12 protein-coding genes are annotated in these 16,359 nt (G+C 58.9%); 1 reads left to right on the top strand and 11 read right to left on the bottom strand.

What is annotated here, in order from left to right:
- The 10 genes from GXP52_06400 to GXP52_06355 all read right to left on the bottom strand — a co-directional run.
- The coding region (locus GXP52_06400; protein NOY86914.1) for a prepilin-type N-terminal cleavage/methylation domain-containing protein at positions 1 to 4,885 on the bottom strand (4,885 nt) is incomplete at its 3' end.
- Positions 4,886 to 4,909: 24 nt separating this feature from the next.
- Positions 4,910 to 5,428 (bottom strand): type II secretion system protein, encoded by a 519-nt coding sequence (locus GXP52_06395; GenBank protein ID NOY86913.1) that lies wholly within the window; start codon positions 5,426 to 5,428, stop codon positions 4,910 to 4,912.
- On the bottom strand, positions 5,425 to 6,051 hold the full coding sequence (locus GXP52_06390; GenBank protein NOY86912.1) for a prepilin-type N-terminal cleavage/methylation domain-containing protein: 627 nt from the start codon (positions 6,049 to 6,051) through the stop codon (positions 5,425 to 5,427). The genes GXP52_06395 and GXP52_06390 overlap by 4 nt, the downstream gene beginning before the upstream one ends.
- Positions 6,052 to 6,220: 169 nt before the next feature.
- Complete coding sequence (locus tag GXP52_06385; GenBank protein ID NOY86911.1) at positions 6,221 to 7,594, bottom strand: sigma-54-dependent Fis family transcriptional regulator; 1,374 nt, start codon at positions 7,592 to 7,594, stop codon at positions 6,221 to 6,223.
- A gap of 95 nt (positions 7,595 to 7,689) precedes the next feature.
- Positions 7,690 to 9,327, bottom strand: a complete 1,638-nt coding sequence (locus GXP52_06380) for a HAMP domain-containing protein (protein NOY86910.1) — start codon at positions 9,325 to 9,327, stop codon at positions 7,690 to 7,692.
- On the bottom strand, positions 9,303 to 10,079 hold the full coding sequence (locus GXP52_06375) for a prepilin peptidase (protein ID NOY86909.1): 777 nt from the start codon (positions 10,077 to 10,079) through the stop codon (positions 9,303 to 9,305). Before GXP52_06375 ends, GXP52_06380 begins: the two co-directional genes overlap by 25 nt.
- Entirely contained in the window at positions 10,076 to 11,254 is a 1,179-nt protein-coding gene (locus GXP52_06370) for a glycosyltransferase family 4 protein (GenBank protein NOY86908.1), read from the bottom strand. The genes GXP52_06375 and GXP52_06370 overlap by 4 nt, the downstream gene beginning before the upstream one ends.
- Positions 11,251 to 12,552 carry an NAD(P)-binding protein gene (locus GXP52_06365; protein ID NOY86907.1) on the bottom strand — a complete coding sequence of 434 codons (1,302 nt, stop codon included), beginning with the start codon at positions 12,550 to 12,552 and terminating at the stop codon, positions 11,251 to 11,253. The genes GXP52_06370 and GXP52_06365 overlap by 4 nt, the downstream gene beginning before the upstream one ends.
- A gap of 53 nt (positions 12,553 to 12,605) precedes the next feature.
- A complete protein-coding gene (locus GXP52_06360) occupies positions 12,606 to 13,613 on the bottom strand; it encodes an undecaprenyl/decaprenyl-phosphate alpha-N-acetylglucosaminyl 1-phosphate transferase (GenBank protein ID NOY86906.1) in 1,008 nt (335 codons plus the stop codon).
- A gap of 5 nt (positions 13,614 to 13,618) precedes the next feature.
- Positions 13,619 to 14,767, bottom strand: a complete 1,149-nt coding sequence (locus GXP52_06355) for a glycosyltransferase (GenBank protein NOY86905.1) — start codon at positions 14,765 to 14,767, stop codon at positions 13,619 to 13,621.
- Between the two features lie 351 nt (positions 14,768 to 15,118).
- Here GXP52_06355 and GXP52_06350 point away from each other — a divergent pair, with 351 nt between their 5' ends.
- Positions 15,119 to 16,081: a glycosyltransferase gene (locus tag GXP52_06350; GenBank protein NOY86904.1), complete on the top strand. Its 963-nt coding sequence runs from the start codon at positions 15,119 to 15,121 to the stop codon at positions 16,079 to 16,081.
- Here the strand turns inward: GXP52_06350 and GXP52_06345 are convergent.
- The coding region (locus tag GXP52_06345) for a tetratricopeptide repeat protein (protein NOY86903.1) at positions 16,076 to 16,359 on the bottom strand (284 nt) is incomplete at its 5' end. The two genes, GXP52_06350 and GXP52_06345, sit on opposite strands and share 6 nt — an antisense overlap.

Raw genomic sequence — 16,359 nt, 5'->3', positions numbered from 1 at the left:
TGCTGCTCTGTGGCGTAGTGAGGGAGAAGGCGCCGCCGGTGGTGGTACTACCTGAAAGATTAAAGGTACCTGTGGTGGCCGAATGGACCTCCAGATTCAACGGCTCATTCTCAATCCCCGACGGCCCCGTCGGCGTCAGCTGCGTGACAACACCCTCAACCGTGAGGGTGTATTCACTACCAATTTTGTTGAAACCGTGGCTCGAAATCTCAGCCACCCGGTTGCACACCTCGAAGGGGGACCTGCCCGTGCTGTTGGCATTCCCCGCGTGGTCGTCGGCGTAACTCTGGATATAGTAGGTCCCGTTGGCCGTCCGTAACCGCGTGTCCATGGTGAAAGTGACCGAGGTGCTGGACACTGCCGCGATGGGCGGGTAGGTCGTCCCGATGTCCGACTCGATGGGAGACGAAGCCGACGGGGCGTCGTATACGAATACCCCGAAATGGTTGACGAAGCCGAAGGAGTCGTTGACGGATGTATCAACCGGGACGACGCTGACGGCGTACCCGGGATCGGATGGATTGACAACGGGGCCGGTCAGGCCCGGCGCTGTCCTGTCAACGTAGAGGTAGGCGATCTCCGTGTTTGTGTTGGCGTTGGCCGCCACGTCCCTGCCGCTGACTATCACCTCGTAAAGGCCCTGGGTCTGGAGGGATGTATCCCAGGTATAATGGAACGCCCCCGTGGACGGGTTGTCCAGGGGCCTCGGGTATACCACCGGGCTCCCCGGGAGGAGAGCGAATGAGACGAACGCGCTGGCGGCATGATTGTCCATGACGCTTGATGTGATGGTGACAACGCCATTCACGAAGGACCCCGTGGTGAGGTAGGTGCCGGCGATTGGGCTCGCGTTTATGGGCGCCAGAACGGGGTGGATCGTGTCCACACTGAAGGTGGCGGTGTCGCTGCCCTCATTGGAGGGGACCGCCAGGTCAGATCCACGGACGGTCAGGGTCTGGGAGCCATCCACCCCGGGGCAGTTTCCGGACCAGATATACCGGTAGGTGGTCCCGGTGAGGGCGGGGAAAGGCTCGCCGGAAAGGTTGGTGCAGGCGCCGTTCAGGTCGCCGTTGACGGATGTGCTGTCGACACCGTTGGCATCGGTGACATCCACGTCTACCGTAACCGGGAACTGGTCACCCACCCACGCGGAGGGTGTTCCCAGATCCACCGTCGGCGCGGTGCTGTCCACGATAACAACCAGCGGCGTGGACGTGATCTCCGAGTTGAGCTGGTTGTCGGTGATGGTCCCGGTGAGGGAGTAAGCGCCGTCGGTAATAGAGGACAGGTCCCAGGTGAAGGTGCAGGTGTTGCCTACGGCCATGGGCACATCCGCCGGAGCAGAGGACATCCCGCTTATGGAGCATGTGTAAATGCTGTAATTGTCGACGTCCGGCGCCTGGAAAGCAACGATCATGGATTGGGAAAGCACCGAGTTGGGAGCGGGCTGGGTGAAGTTGATGGCCGTGGCCCCCGTATTGTTAACCGTGACGGCGAGGTCGGGGGTCTTTTCCCAGTTCCCGGCCTTGTCCTTGGCCCGGGCGTAGACCGTGTGCTGGCCGTTGAGCCAGAAGACCTTGCCTGCCGACTCCGTCACCCAGTCGAAGGTGACGGGAATGGCTGCCGGCGGAACCCAATCCTGGACATCAATGCCGTCGATATAAAGCTGGATGGCGTCTATTCCCGGATCGATGTAATTCCCGGTGTCGTCGGCCGAAACCTCGATGGGGATGGTCCCGGAGTCGGTGGTGGGCGGCGTAATGGAAACATCGGGGAGGTCCGAATCGTGGATCAGGAAGGACCCGGTGAATATCGGCGAGGCCGTGTCCGGATAGTAGACCGTCACGCGGTCGGGCGTATAGGGGATGTTGAGCCACACCTGGTCGTTGGGCGCAGGGGGGTTGGGGCTCTTGGACACGGTGTTGTAATCGACGCCTCCATAGGTAGCGCTGTCGGTAATGAAGATACCCGTGTTGGCCGCCTCCCTGAGGGTGAAATTGTCCGTCTCCCCCCCGTACTGGGCGTTGGCTGCTGCGGTGTCGGTCATGGTGCCGACGGCGCTTGGTCCTGAGTCACCGTCAAATTCCGGGATATAGACCTTGGCCCTGTACCTGTCCCCGTCCCACAGCTCGTATGCCGGCCCGGTGATGAGGGTTTCGTTGTTCGCCGGATCCACCTGATACAGCTTCATCCAGCGTGGGCCCGAGATGTAGACGTCGGAATGCCATGCGAACGTAAGGTTCGGCGGAGGAGGATTGTCGTCCTTGTCGGCGTAATACATGGTGATCTGGTCGCCGGACCCTACCTGAAGGACGGTGTCTCCGGTGTTGGCAACCGCGTTGAGCTGTGTGCTGACGCCGGCGGGCAGGCGGAAGTCGGCTGAATTGGAGGTGTCCTCCGTCAGATCCACCGTGACGGTGTCCCCTGTGAGGAGGCTTTGAAAAATCGCCTGTACGGGCGGGTAGCCGGACGGGTCCCGGAGGGTGATCCTCTCGTTTTCGTCACAGTCCACGACCCGCGGGAAGAGTGTGTCGCCCGGGTTAAAGGATCTGTCCGGGTAGCTCAGGTTCCGTTCGTTGCTGTAGCCGCTCGAGTCGTAGATGCCGCTCAGGATGTCCTGAACCGGCGTGGCCTTCATGTTTACCTGTATCGTGGCCGCGTCGGTGGGGGCGCCGCCGATTTTCGCGACAGCGTTTACATCGAGCTTCTGATCATACCGGGCGTCACCTGGATAAAGCGTAGCGTGGGCAACCCCGCCGGCGTCGGAATCCGCCGAGAGGGTCGTGTCGCCGGCGACCGCGGCGAAGGATCCGTTGCCCAATCCGGCGGTCTGGCCGGCCACGGAGAAATCAACAACAAAGGGGTCGGTCAGGTTCCCGCAAACCCCTCCGATATTCTCGACGATACTGGCCGTGATATCGACATGGTCAGAGCATAAAGGAGCGTTGCCTCCGGCGTCAAGATCCGGATCCGATGCACCCAGGTTCAGGTTGAGCGCAAGGTTGAACACACTCGGCGGGGTGGTCAGCAGGTCGAAAGTCACCGTCTTGGACGGGGTGTGGGTGTTGTCGATCTGGATGCTCTGCCCGGTCACGGCGTCACCGCAACTGTCCTCGCTGGTCCAGTAGAAGGTATAGGTCCCGTCCGTCTCCGCGGTCGGGTTGGGATCGGGGGTTATGGTGCCGTTGGTGGGAGTCATGGTGGTGTCAAACTCCTCGCCGTAAACACGATTCCCGCACTGGTCCAGGACGGAAAGGTTTGTGGTGACCGTCTGATTCTGGAGGCGCCAAATCTCGAACGAGTCGGTGCCGGTTTTTAAGAACCCATAGCTGACCGGCCCGGTTATGTCGTTTATCACGATGTGATCCGGCGCCGCGGATTTCAGGCTGACCGTGGTGGACTGGCTCTGACTCCCCTCGACCCAGTCGGCGGTTACGATATCGGTGTCCAAGGGAACACCCACCGTAATCGTATCGGGCGGAACGTAGATGACCTCATAGGTCCCGTCTCCGTTATCCAGGGTCCCGGTCTGGAAACTGCCCGCCACGGCGGAGAAGTTGACCGTCTGGCCCTCTATGCCGTTGCCGCAGTCGTCCACCAGCCGCACCATAAGCTTCAGGCCCTCATTGCTTTCGCTGGGACATGCCGCCAGGTCGCCGGGCTGAGGAGACAGCGCGTTCCCTGTACCGAGGTCAACATACTCGGCGGTGATGGGGTTGACGTCGTAGGGCGCGGTGGTGTCGAAATGGGAGGCGATACCGCTGCTTATCGTAACGGTTTCCGTCTGGCTGACCTGCAGGCATCCGATCTCGGATGTGTTCCTGAAACCCGTGGTGATCGTTACGACGGTCCCCTCGTCGCTCACGGCCAGGTCCCCTGCCGACAGGTAGAGGGTCTCGCCGGTCTTGATGAGATTGTCCTGTATGGCGGAGGCGTCGTAGATGACATAGCCGTTGTCCGCCGAGACGGTGGCGTCGTTGACAGTGTCCGTGCTGCCGCTGGGGGATGTGATATTGACCGTGATCTGAGGGTTGTCCGTAAGGTCAGGAACCCCCATATTGATCTCCTGGGTCTTGTCTGGACATGCGGAGTACTGGCCGCCCGGGACCGTCACATTCATGGTCAGGGATGAACATTCACCCGTCCCGACCCCGGCCCCGGCCAGGGTGATATCCTCCAGATTCCGCGCCTTGACGTCGATGATCCCGGCCCTTCTCCTGTAATGGTCCCCTGCCGTGGGATGGGTATAGCTCCAGTCCGGCCTGGACGACATGACGACGATGGTGCTCCTGATACGCTGGATGGTACGAAGGATCGGATCGTTGACCCCCGGCGGGTTCATCAGGGAGCTGGCGGCCGGGGTACTGTCGGTAATGCCGATGGTAGCCCCGTCGACGTTGTAGTAGGTGAAGTCCAGGGAGGAAACGTCCGAGGCGAGGACCTTCATGTTGCCCGCATTCATCACCCCCGCGAGGGTATCGTCCACGGCCCTGAGGATCGCGTCGTTGGCGCCGTCGAATTTATACCTCACGTACTGGACGGTCGCGCCGGTGTTGGGGAGATTGGCCAGGTAGATAAGCTCGGTGCTCGACGCATATGCCACGGACAGCCCGCCGCTCACCTGGTAGCCGACCCAGGACATCTCCTGGTTAATGAACTCGGTAGTGGCCCGGAGGTTCTCCTGCATCTCGGCCGCCTGCTCCTGAACACGGAAAAGATGCTCCTGGGAGGAAAAGATCCTGTAGACGGACACCATCAGGACACCAAGGATGAGCAGGGCCACCATGAGTTCGATGAGGGTAAACCCCTTTTCCCTCCGTCGAACAATCGTCGTCTCCCTTCCCCTGAGCATTTGCATGGTTTTACCTCTCTCCGGTTTTTCCACTTTGAGGGATCTCCCGTTTCCGGCCTACTGGTAATAATCCAGGTTCTTGCGTGCGATCTGGGTTTCCAGTTCCACCGACCGGGGTTTAGACCCTTCCGTCCAGCTGACACGGACGCGAACCGTCTTCATGTTGGCTCCGGGAACGCCGTCGGCAATATTCCAGGCCACTATGTAACGGCCGCCGAGCATCCCCTCTTCATTGAGGGCGCCGGCATCCTGGTGATCCGGGTTGGTCCAATTTCCCAGGTCAGTGGTGTCTCCGTCATCCTGAAGGTCGGGGGCGACGACCTCGGCCGCTCCGGACGTGGGGATATAATACAACTTGACCCTTCGCAGTTCCTCGATCTTGCTCCGGGCGAGATTCACGGCCGCCGTCATGTTCCTGGCGCCCATGTTCCCCAAGCTGCTCCGCATCTGAACGTTGACGATCCCGGTCAGGCCAAGGGCGAGGATGGCCATCGCTATGAGAAGCTCGAGCAGGGTAAATCCGCCCTCCCGCCGGTTCGAACCGGCAGGCCGTCGATTGAAAACACGGAATCTCATCGCCAGCTTCCTCCATACCACTGAAAGGTTTTGATCCGGCCGGTTATGTGGATCGAAACGGCCCTTCCCTCCCCTTTGGAGTTGGTAAGAAAGATCACCACAGGGGATGACGGCGTCGCGTTTGAAACGAAGTTTACCACCGGGATGGCGGTGGACCGGAACCCCACATAGTTGCCGGGGGCGTTGACAATGGTGGCGCTCGCCCCTGGATAAGGTATCCCGTCGGGACCCGCCCCCGAAGAGTAACCCGCCGGTAGCCCGAAGGAAATGCCGGTGGGAAGAAAGAATCCCGGTGTGCTGCCGGAGGTGTCGGGCATGTCCAAGTTCGATTGGGCATACTCGGAAGGCTGTATTGTCCCGAAGCTGGATTCGTCAACGAAGCCCGTGTAGAAACGGTTGGCCGGGTCCGCGTGGAACCAGGCGTATCTGTTGCTGACAACGGCCCGGACCTTGATGAATTGCAGGGTGGCAGCCAGGTTCTGTGCCGCTCCGCGCAGCCTTACGGTGGGTACCTCCGAGATAAAAACAAAGGAAGAGATTGCCAGAACGATGAGCATGATTGACACTACGGTCATCAATTCGATAAGGGTAAAACCATTTTCTCCGGGCATATCCGATCTCATCCTTTTTCCTCCATTGACAATGGGTAAAGCAAAACCCGTTCCATCGTCAGATCCCCGATTGACGCCGATTATCCGGTGGACGGCCTCTTGATAACGCAATTTTTTCATAGGGACGGAGAACATTTTTCATGCCCGACGCCTTTAATAACGGATGTAGCGGATGCGGTGTCTAACGGGGTACGTCGATTCCGTAGTCCTTTATCTTGTATAGGAGGGCTCGATGGCTTATTTCCAGAAGACGCGCGGCCTGGCTCCGATTGTGCTGGGTCTGGCGGAGCGCCCTGATGATGAGCCTTCTTTCAAGTTCGCGCACGGACTTCTTGATGGATATTTCCTCCCCCTGTTGATCCTCCGTCCGATAGGCATCATCCCCCACAAGGAGTGGGACGATGTGCTCCTCATCCAGGATGGAACGGCCGGAGAGGATTGCGGCCCGCTCCAGAAGGTTTTCCATCTCCCTCACGTTGCCCGGCCATGGATACCGCAAGAGGGACTTTAACCCCGAGGATGTGATGGACAGCCCGTCCCCCCCGAGGCGCTGTGAAATCTGATCGAGAAGATGATCGGCCAGGGGGCCGATATCCTGGCGCCTCTTTCTGAGAGGGGGGATGTGGATGGGAACGACGTTCAATCGGTAAAAGAGATCCTCTCGGAAACGGTTTTCCCGCACGGCTTTTTCCAGATCAACCGCGGTTGCCGCAACGATCCTGACATTCACCTGGATGAGTTTGTTGTCGCCGACCCTGCGGATCTCCCCCTCCTGGATGGCCCGAAGAAACTTCACCTGCATATCCAGCGGAAGATCACCGATCTCATCGAGGAAGAGGGTGCCCTCGTGGGCCTCAGCGAAAAGCCCTTTTTTGTCAACGACCGCGTCGGTGAAGGCCCCCCTGACGTGCCCGAAAAATTCGCTTTCCACTAGAGTCCTCGGGATGGCCCCGCAGTTTACGGCGACGAAGGCCCCGTCCTTCCAGGGACTGAGATGATGGATGGTCCTGGCCAGCACCTCTTTGCCTGTCCCGCTCTCGCCCGTAAGGAGAACGGGACTCCTGTACTCTGCCACTTTATGGACCGTTTCCATGATCTTTTTCATGGACGCGCTGCGGGCGACGATCCCCATAATGGAAAAACGGTCCTCGATCTGTTTGCGCAGACGCATGTTCTCTCTTCTGAGCGTCTCGCGCTCCTGAGCTTTTTTCAGCGTCAGCAGAATTTCATCCGGCTTGAAGGGCTTGCTGATGTAGTCGTAGGCGCCCCTCTTCATGGCCTCCACCGCCAGGTCAACCGTTCCGAAGGCCGACATCATGATGACCGTGGTGCCCCGATAGGATCCGGTGATCCTGTCCAGAAGCTCAAGGCCGTCCATGCCGGGCATTCTGACATCGCACAGGACGAGATCAAAAACCCTTTCGCCCAGGAGTTCCAGGGCCTGGTCCCCGGAGCCGGAACTGCTGACCTGGTATCCCTCTTTCTGCAGGAGAACGGCTACCATCGTCCTGACGCTCTCCTCGTCATCCACGACCAGTATTTTTTCGAGATCCATCGATTTTTACCCCACTTTTAAGAACAGTCCAGAGTCCAGAAGCCGGGTGTCTGCTTTTCTCCCTCTGGACATTGGACCCTGGACTCCTGGTTTCGTCAAAACGCAGGCAGGTCGATGATCACCTCCGTCCCGTGCCCTTCTTCGCTTTTCAGTTGGAGCCTGCCGCCATGAGACTGAACGATGCCGAAGGCGATGGACAGGCCAAGGCCCGTTCCCTCCCCCGGTTCCTTGGTGGTGAAGAATGGGTCGAAAACCCGGCTGATGATCTCCCGGGGAGTACCGGGCCCGGAATCCCGTATGGAGATGGTCACCACCGTATCGCCCTCCCCGAGCCGGACGAAACCGCCGCTGCTTTTTCTCATTACGGCAAAATTTCTCCCCGCGTGGTCTGTAGCTCTCCTCCCGGGCACTGGAACCTCGATCCCGGAGAGTTTACGCTGTGAGGTGGTGACATCAAGATCCCCTTCACCGCCCATGGCCTGTGCAGCGTTGAGAAGGATGTTGACCAGAGCCTGCTGGAGATGATGCCTGTCACCATGGACAGGTGGAAGATCCCGGGCCAGGCTCACCTCGACATTGATCAGGGAAAATATTTTCTGAGGGGAAACCAGGTCCAGGGTAGCGCCGACGAGATCGTTGATGTCCATCACCTCCATCTTGATCTCGTGAGGCCTTGAGAATTCAAGCAGCCCACGGATGATCCGCTGAATCCGTTCCGTTTCCCTCTCGATGTACATCAGATATTCCCCTCTCTCGGGGTCCTTTTCTTCCTTGAGCAGGATACCTGCGTATCCAAGGATGGCGCTCAGAGGGTTGCCTATCTCATGGGCTATTCCCGAGGAAAGATTGCCCACGGAAGCGAGTTTCTCGTACCTGACCATCTCCTGCTGAGCCAACTGCAACTCATGGTTCGCCTTTTCGAGGGCGCTCATGTGCTCATCCTGCTTTCTCACGGCTCCCTCTATTTTCGCGGCCATTTCGTTGAACGACCGGGCCAGTTCAACGATCTCTCTGGGCCCTTTTTCCACGACCCGGGACCCGTAATCACCGGCGGCGAGGGCCCGCGCCCCCTCGGAAATCATCAGCATGGGCCGGATCGCGACCCTCCCTATGAGCCAGATACCGAAGAGCAGGATGACGAAGGCGTCAAGAATGGCGAAGGAGTAGATGATCTTGCGGTGGACCCGCAGGATCACCCCCAGGCCTTCCAGGGGGAAGGAAGCGCTAAAGGCCCCCACGACATCCCCCTCTGAAAAGATGGGCGCGTAAAATGTCCAGGTTTTGGGCGCAGTCCCGGGGAATATGCCTGAGATTTTTCCCGGGGTTACGATCCTCTCGGCCTGAAGGGCCTTTGTTATCAGGGAATCCGACAGGGGGGTCAGGGTCTTCTCGGCAGGGGTGCCGGCGACCATTTTTCCGCCGGAATCCGTCACCACGATGCTTGATATGTCCATTCCCCTGGCCGTTCGCTCCAGCATGGCCCCCAGAATCGCCGGATCCTTTCGGCCCAGTTCCCACCACCCGGCAAGGGCCGCCTGGAGTGACCTGGTGACCTGAGTTAAAGCCTCCATCTTCTGGATGAGGATCGTCCTCTCAGCCGCCTTGAGGGCGGTGGTTCCCATGAAAGCCACCCCTCCGAACACAAGGAGTCCCAGACTCACCAGTATCTCCCAGCGAAGACCCCGCTGCTTCCTGGTAAACAGCGCCTTCAGATGATCCGCCCCAGGTACCAAAGTATCAACTCCCTCCCAAAAAAGATGTGGGCCAGTGCCCCAAGTGCCAGAAACGGCCCGAATGGGACGGCATAGGTTCTACCCTCACCCTGCACTTTCATGGCTGCCAGCCCGATGACCGACCCGGTTACCGCCGCGAGGAGGATCGTAACGGGCAGGGCCTGCCATCCCAGGTAGGCCCCTATCATCCCCAGCAGTTTGACGTCGCCCATTCCCATGCCCTCCCTCTTTGTGATGAGGTAGTACCCTGTTGCGACAAGATATAGAAACCCGCCTCCCACAAGAAGCCCGATCACCGAATCCAGCGGCCGTGGAAACCCGGCGAGGAAGCTCAGACCCAGACCGGCCGCCATGCCGGGATAGGAAATGACGTTGGGAATGATGCGGTGGTCCAGATCAACGAAGGTGATGACGACGAGGGCGGTGACGAACGGCGCCAGGACGAGAGCGGCGGTTCCTGCCCCGAACCGCATGGCGAGGCCAAGGTAAAGCAGCCCGTTTACCATTTCCACCGCCGGGTACCTCCAGGGAATGATCTCACCGCAGGAACGGCATCTCCCCCGGAGGATAAGATAGCTGATGAGGGGGATATTATCGAACCATCGGATCGGTCTCCCGCATCCCGGACAGTGGGATCCCGGGGAAACGATGGACTCCCTCCTGGGCAAACGGTAGATCAGTACATTCGCGAAGCTGCCGACCACGGCGCCCAGAATGAATGTGAAAAGCAGAATCATGTGCCACGTCGTCATGGAACCTCCCCTTTTTCGACAAGGCCCTTCTCATCCAGGAGACGAATATACAGGTCCTCCTGCTTCCTTATCATGACATCCCTGTCAAACTCGTCCACGGACCTGCTCGCCGCTTCTCCCATACGTCTGGCGGAGACAGGGTCACTCAGTAGGACAAGGAGGCGATCCGCCAGCGTTCTGACGTCGCCGGGAGGACAGAGATACCCGTCCACACCATCGACAATTGCCTCCACAGATCCGTCCACGGCCGTCGCCACCACCGGTCTCCCTGCGGCCTTGGCCTGGGGGATGACACGGGGCAGCCCTTCCCACCGCGAGGTAAGAATGACCACATCGCTGGCCTTCATCAGCCGGGGTATGTCTTCCCGCCAGCCCAGAGTATGAAAGACTTTTCCAAGCCCGAGCCTCTCGATCTCCCGGGACAGCTCATCTCTCAACTCGCCATCACCGGCAAGGATGAAATGGGCGTCCGGACGGCGGAGATGCACTTCATGCGCCGCCCCGACGAAATCCAGGGGCGCCTTCTGGGGCTTGAGGCATGCAACCATCAGGACAAGCGGGCTGTCATGCGGGACAGCCCACTCCCCTGTCAGGTCATCCCGGTTGGACAGGGCATTCCTGAACAGATCCAGATCGAACCCTGATCGAATCACCGAACAGCGCTCGGGAGTAAAAAAACCGTATTCGACGCCGTCAGCTTTATTGGAGTGGGAAACCGCAATAAAATGGTCGGTACTTCGTGCGGTGATCCGTTCCGCCTCAATGAGAGCCTTCCGAAACAGCGGCGGCTGACCCGGGGTGAATCCGAATCCGTGGATGGAGTGGACGACCAGGGGGACCCCCGCCCGGCGCGCAGCATGTCTTCCCAGGATTCCGGCTTTGGAACTGTGTGTGTGGACGATGGCGGGCGAACGGGGAAGGGACCCCAATATGCCCAGGATCTCGCGGAAGGCGGCAAAATCGGCCAAAGGGCGGATTCTTCTTTGAAGGCTCACGGCCACATGAAGGGGCACATCCAGTTCACGGGCCTCCTTCATGAGGTAGCCGCCGGGCCCGGTCACCAGCACCGGCTCGAACAGACTGCGATCGAGTTTTGAGACGGTGTAGAGGGTATTCTGCTGCGCTCCGCCGAATTCGAGCTGTGTGATGACATGGACCACCGGGACGCATCTCACCTCATCACCTCCCCCGCGGCTTCAATACCCCATCGGATGGCATCCTCCATGGCCGAATACTCCCATGCCCCATAGCGGCCGACGGAAAAGATGGAATGCTCCCGAAGCCCGGCAAGGATCCCATCCAGGTGGTCCTTGCGATAGCGATCATAAAAAACGTAGGCGTACGGCATGGCGAGGGACCGCTGGGCAACGACCCTCCTGCCCGGGGGAATGATCCCGGCTGATTTCAGCCCTCCCATGATCCGCTTTCCCATTGAACCGTTCCCAGGCGGATCGCCGGGCCGGTGGGCCACCTCGACGTAAAGGGAGGACGCCCCTTCGGGGGCCAGATTCGCTGAGAAATTGGTGAAAAACCCCACCCGGTAGAAGGGGAACTTCGCCTCGGGAAAGTAGATCCAGTGCTCATCCCGAAGCACCGGCCCGTCCAATCCAAGGCAATAGCCCATCACAGAACTGTGCCGCAGTTTTCCGGCGCCCATGGCGGGCAATCCGGGAAGGTTCGGGGCCATTTTGAGCAGATCCGGGAGGGGCACCGTAGATATGAGGTGCCGGTATCCGATCTCCCGGTTGTTGTCGGTGACAACGACCTTTCTCCCAACATCAATACGGGCAACACCCGTATCCAGGGCAAGGAGGTCATCCAGACCGTCGGCCAGCATCATGGGGAGCATCTCGATTCCACCCCGTGTGGGATAATGGAAAACGGCATTGTAACCGAAGGTCCCGGAATCCCCCCCCCTGGCGGCCATCTCCATCTCCTCCGCCGTGGGACGGGGGATGGACCATGAGGTCCAGGATGTCTCCATCTCGTCCAGGGGGTGGACATAGAGCTTTCGGTTGTAGGGGATCATGAAGAGTTCGGCCAGGGTGTCCCCGAACTGTGCCCTCGCCCACCGGGCAAACGATGGGTCGACCGGCATCACTGCCTTTGCGGCGCGCCGAGAATCACGGATGCACCTTTTAACCAGGTCAGGCCGCAGGGAGCCGAAGTTGGCCTGTATGGGAAAGGGAACATACGTTTCCTCGAGAAAAACCGATGCATTCCGGACATGTTCGGTCAATCTCCCGGCAAGCTCTCCGATGATCATATCGCGGACCCAGCCATCCCTGAGGTGGAGAAGATGCCCGGTATAGTCGAAGGCAAATCCATCCACCGTCTCCGTGCGGCAAAGGCCCCCGACCCTGTTTTCCCTTTCCAGAACCAGTACCTCCACATCCGCCCTTCGCAGGGTACGGGCTGCGGACAGCCCCGCCAGCCCGGCGCCGATTATGACGACGGGCTCCCTATGGGACATGAATGATCACCATTGCAGCCACCTCTTTTCAAAACTCCTTCCAGACCCGGGAATCAGAGGGTCATGTCGAGCCGCTTCAGCCATACGGCGACTGCCAGAATCAGGGCGGATACCGTTCCCAGGAGCACCAGCGCGGTGGTCTCGGTCCCGAAGACCATGGCCAGCGCCGCGAGCCCCAACAGGAACGCCGCGCCATAGCTGACACCGACTGTCTGCCTCACCGACAGTTTCCAATTCCTGAGGCGGATGGCGAAGTGGTCCGGACTCCCCTTCATGACGGGGATCCCCCTCATCCATCGGACCATCATGACGAACAGGGTGTCGAAGATGGGAACGCCTAGGATGAGGATGGGGGCCAGAAGCGCCACGTGGTTATTCCTCGAGTACTCCGTCGTCATCCCGAGGGCTCCGAGCATGAACCCGACAAAAAGGCTTCCGGCATCACCCAGAAAGATTCGCGCGGGGTGTGAATTGTACATCAGAAACCCCAGGAGCGCCCCCAAAAGGGCAATGGCCATAAACGCCAGCCCCTTCTGGCCGGCTGCGAGAGCCAGGATAATGAGAAAAAATGCGGCAATGGCCCCAACCCCGGCGGACAGCCCGTCCATGATGTCGATGATGTTAAAAGCGTTGGTCAGGCCCAGAAGCCAGAGAAAGGAAAGCGGAAGGGACACAACAGGAGGAAGAAAGGCGATCTTGATGGCGATGCCCGCCTTCATGACCACCAGCACGGCCAGGGTCTGCCCCAGCAGCTTCGTCCTGAACGGCAGGTCTCCCATGTCATCCAGAAACCCCAGGAGAACAACCAGGTTCCCGCCGAGGAGCAGCGCCAGGCTCTGCCGGTCCAGATGGGCAAACGGTGAGAAGCCCACGAGGAAAGAGACGAAGACCGCGATCCCCCCCATGTAGGCCACCGGCTTCTCGTGCACCTTGAGCCGCCCGTCGGGTCTGTCCACGAGACCGATGCGGTGCGCCGTCTCCACTATCCAGGGGGTTATGGCCAGCGACACCCCCAGCGAAACGGCGAAACAGAACAGGTATGCCGGAGGGGTCCAGTCCATGACGGCTATTCTTTTCGCCCCTTTCCCCTGGACAACAGGAGATAATAATCCTCAATTTCCTCCTGGGTTCGGCGGAAATCGAAAAACCTGTGGACACGCCGGGACCCTCTTTCCCCCCACTCCCGGGCCTCCTCTCCCATGTTCATGACCCTCTCCATGGCCCCTGCAAGGGCCAACGGGTTCGAGGGAGGAACAATGAGACCGGTGCGCCCCTCTTCCACCATGCCCGGCACGTTCCCCACCCTTGTCGCCACCACAGGCAGCCCGGCCGCCATGGCCTCGAGGACGACGAGAGGGCCTCTTTCGGACAGAGAGGAAAGGACGAAAAAGTCGGAAGCCCGATAGATGTCCTCCACATCCTCCCGCATTCCCAACAGGCTGACGCTGTCGGAAAACCCCTCCCGGGCACTGATCGAGCTTAACCTTTGCCTCTCGGGACCATCACCCACGATCAACAGGAACGGGCTGACACCTCGGGATTTCAGGATGCCCAGGGCATCGAACAGGACCGTAAATCCCTTTTCCCGGACCAACCGCCCGACAAGAATCCAGACCCGGGCGCCCTCAGGAATGCCGAGGGCGGCTCTCAGTACGCTTCGATCCCGTTTCAGTTCCTCGTTGATCTCGACTCCATACGGGAAAACCTTCCGGGTCGGCCCCCAAAAAAATTCAGGCGCTACCGGGTTGCCTGAAGGTAGAGAAAAAACGATCTCGGCCTCGACCATGGGGCCGGTTACCGAACAGGCCAAACGCCGGAAGATGGATTCACGCTCATGATGAATGGTATTGAGCACGTGAAGTTTCCTGCCGAAAAGCCCCATAAGGCGGACAAGGATGTTCGAATGAAACATATGCCCCTGAAGGATCTCCGGACCAAACCCTTTCACAACGGAAAAAAAGCTTCGAAGTCCGGAAACGGAAATTCTGCCTCTCCTCTGTCCCAACTCGAACACCGGCACATCTTCGCTCCGGATGGCATGGGCGAACCCGCCGCCGGACATCAGCGAGACAACGCCCATCCGAAACCTCGACCGGTCATGATGGCGGGCCATCCAGACGAGCATCCGCTCCGCCCCTCCAACGGTGAGTCCGCTGATGACGTGAAGCACCCCTATCCGGTCATCCGTGGGGCCGAGTTTACCAATTGACGGCAAGCCGTCACCCCTCCTATACTCGCAGCTTAAGCATACAATATTTGATATGATCGCAAAAAGTCCATTCGTGGCTTTTTGCTCCACGGAAAGCGAAAAGTGTCATTTTCACTTTCCTCACAAATCAATGACTTATGCCGCAAGCCATTGATTTGGGCGTCCCATGAGGGGCGCATTGATGACTTTTTACGAAGTCATCAATATTTCTTGCTATGAATTTTTTTCATACTATATCTGATTGGGTCGTAAAAAGTCCACATTAAGGCTTTTTACGAAGTCATCATATCTGTATGCGGGTGGAATTCAAGCACCATTTAGGCTGTCTCCGGCCGCGTGAGGAAAGAAAGGACCCGGATGGCTCTTTTCCCGGCAAGCAAAAAAATCACCGAGGAGTTCCGGGCGTTTTTGAGCACCCCCCGTTTTTCCACCGGATCTCCCCCGCGGCAGGATCCCGCGTGGCCGAGAATATCCGTGATAACCCCGTCTTTCAACCAGGCGGAATTCCTTGAGCGCACCATCATCTCAATCCACAATCAGGAATATCCCAACCTGGAGCATATCGTCATAGACGGCGGTTCGACGGATGGAAGCGTTGACATCATCAAGCGCTACGGGAAAGTCCTGAAATACTGGCACAGCCGCACGGACCGGGGCCAGTGCGACGCCATCAATATGGGAGCGGACATCGCCACCGGCCGTTTCATGACATGGGTCAACTCTGACGACCTCCTCCTTCCGGGGGCACTGGTGAAGGTGGGAACCATTATCCGCGATAACCCCGGCCTTGATCTCGTCTACGGAAACCAGGTTGAGATCGACCGGGACGACATTGTAACCAAACGGGTGTTCACAGTGGACTTCGACATTCATGACTTCCTGTACGAGGTCAACATCATCATAAAGCAGCAGTCGGCCTTCTGGAGTACGGACCTGTTTAAGCGGGTCGGCGGCCTCAATGATTGCCCCTACGCGATGGATTATGACCTGTTCTACAGGATGTTCATGCAGGGGATGAGATGCCGCCGCCTGGACGATTTTCTCTCGGCCTTCCGTGTCTACCCCCAATCACTGACAGGCTCAGGGGAGGTGGGCAGGTCCCGGGGCGATACGGTGGATACCATCTTCGCGGATTACCTGGGAAGGGAAAGAAGCCTGTTGGACAGAACGGTAATGAAGGCCTGGTATAAAACCAGGCGTTTTGCGAAAGAGCCGAGGGCGCTTGCCGCCGCACTGGAACACAGGTTGGGGAGCCTGTCAGGGAAATTGCAAAAAACCGTCCGGCGCTTAAAGGTTCATTTGAGCAGCTCCGATTCATAGCCGTTTGGACTTGGACCTGATTTCATCCAGGTATTTTCGGGCTGTATCCGTTGCCCTCTGGTCGAATTGCCCGTATTTCGCGACCTCACCCAATATATCTCCGGCCTCATCCCACCGCCTCAGGCCGGCCAGGGCTTTGGCCATGTCGATCCTGATCCACGGTGAAGATGGATAACGTTCCAGAGCCTTTCTCAGATAGAACAGGGCCTTCCCGTAATCCCCTGCCGATCCGGCCAGTTTCGCCAACTCCCATGGAGGATAGGGGCTCCTGCTCATGA

Source organism: Deltaproteobacteria bacterium, from assembly GCA_013151915.1.
Classification (GTDB): Bacteria; BMS3Abin14; BMS3Abin14; order BMS3Abin14; family BMS3Abin14; genus BMS3ABIN14.
Note: the sequence above shows the minus strand (reverse complement) of the source record. Positions and strands in the feature narration are given on the sequence as shown.

What these genes read in the sequence shown, in the direction of transcription:
- GXP52_06375 (NOY86909.1), bottom strand. Translation starts at nt 10,079, where the DNA reads ATGACGACGTGGCACATGATTCTGCTTTTCACATTCATTCTGGGCGCC.
- GXP52_06385 (NOY86911.1), bottom strand. Translation starts at nt 7,594, where the DNA reads ATGGATCTCGAAAAAATACTGGTCGTGGATGACGAGGAGAGCGTCAGG.
- GXP52_06350 (NOY86904.1), top strand. Translation starts at nt 15,119, where the DNA reads ATGGCTCTTTTCCCGGCAAGCAAAAAAATCACCGAGGAGTTCCGGGCG.
- GXP52_06360 (NOY86906.1), bottom strand. Translation starts at nt 13,613, where the DNA reads ATGGACTGGACCCCTCCGGCATACCTGTTCTGTTTCGCCGTTTCGCTG.
- GXP52_06390 (NOY86912.1), bottom strand. Translation starts at nt 6,051, where the DNA reads ATGAGATCGGATATGCCCGGAGAAAATGGTTTTACCCTTATCGAATTG.
- GXP52_06365 (NOY86907.1), bottom strand. Translation starts at nt 12,552, where the DNA reads ATGTCCCATAGGGAGCCCGTCGTCATAATCGGCGCCGGGCTGGCGGGG.
- GXP52_06395 (NOY86913.1), bottom strand. Translation starts at nt 5,428, where the DNA reads ATGAGATTCCGTGTTTTCAATCGACGGCCTGCCGGTTCGAACCGGCGG.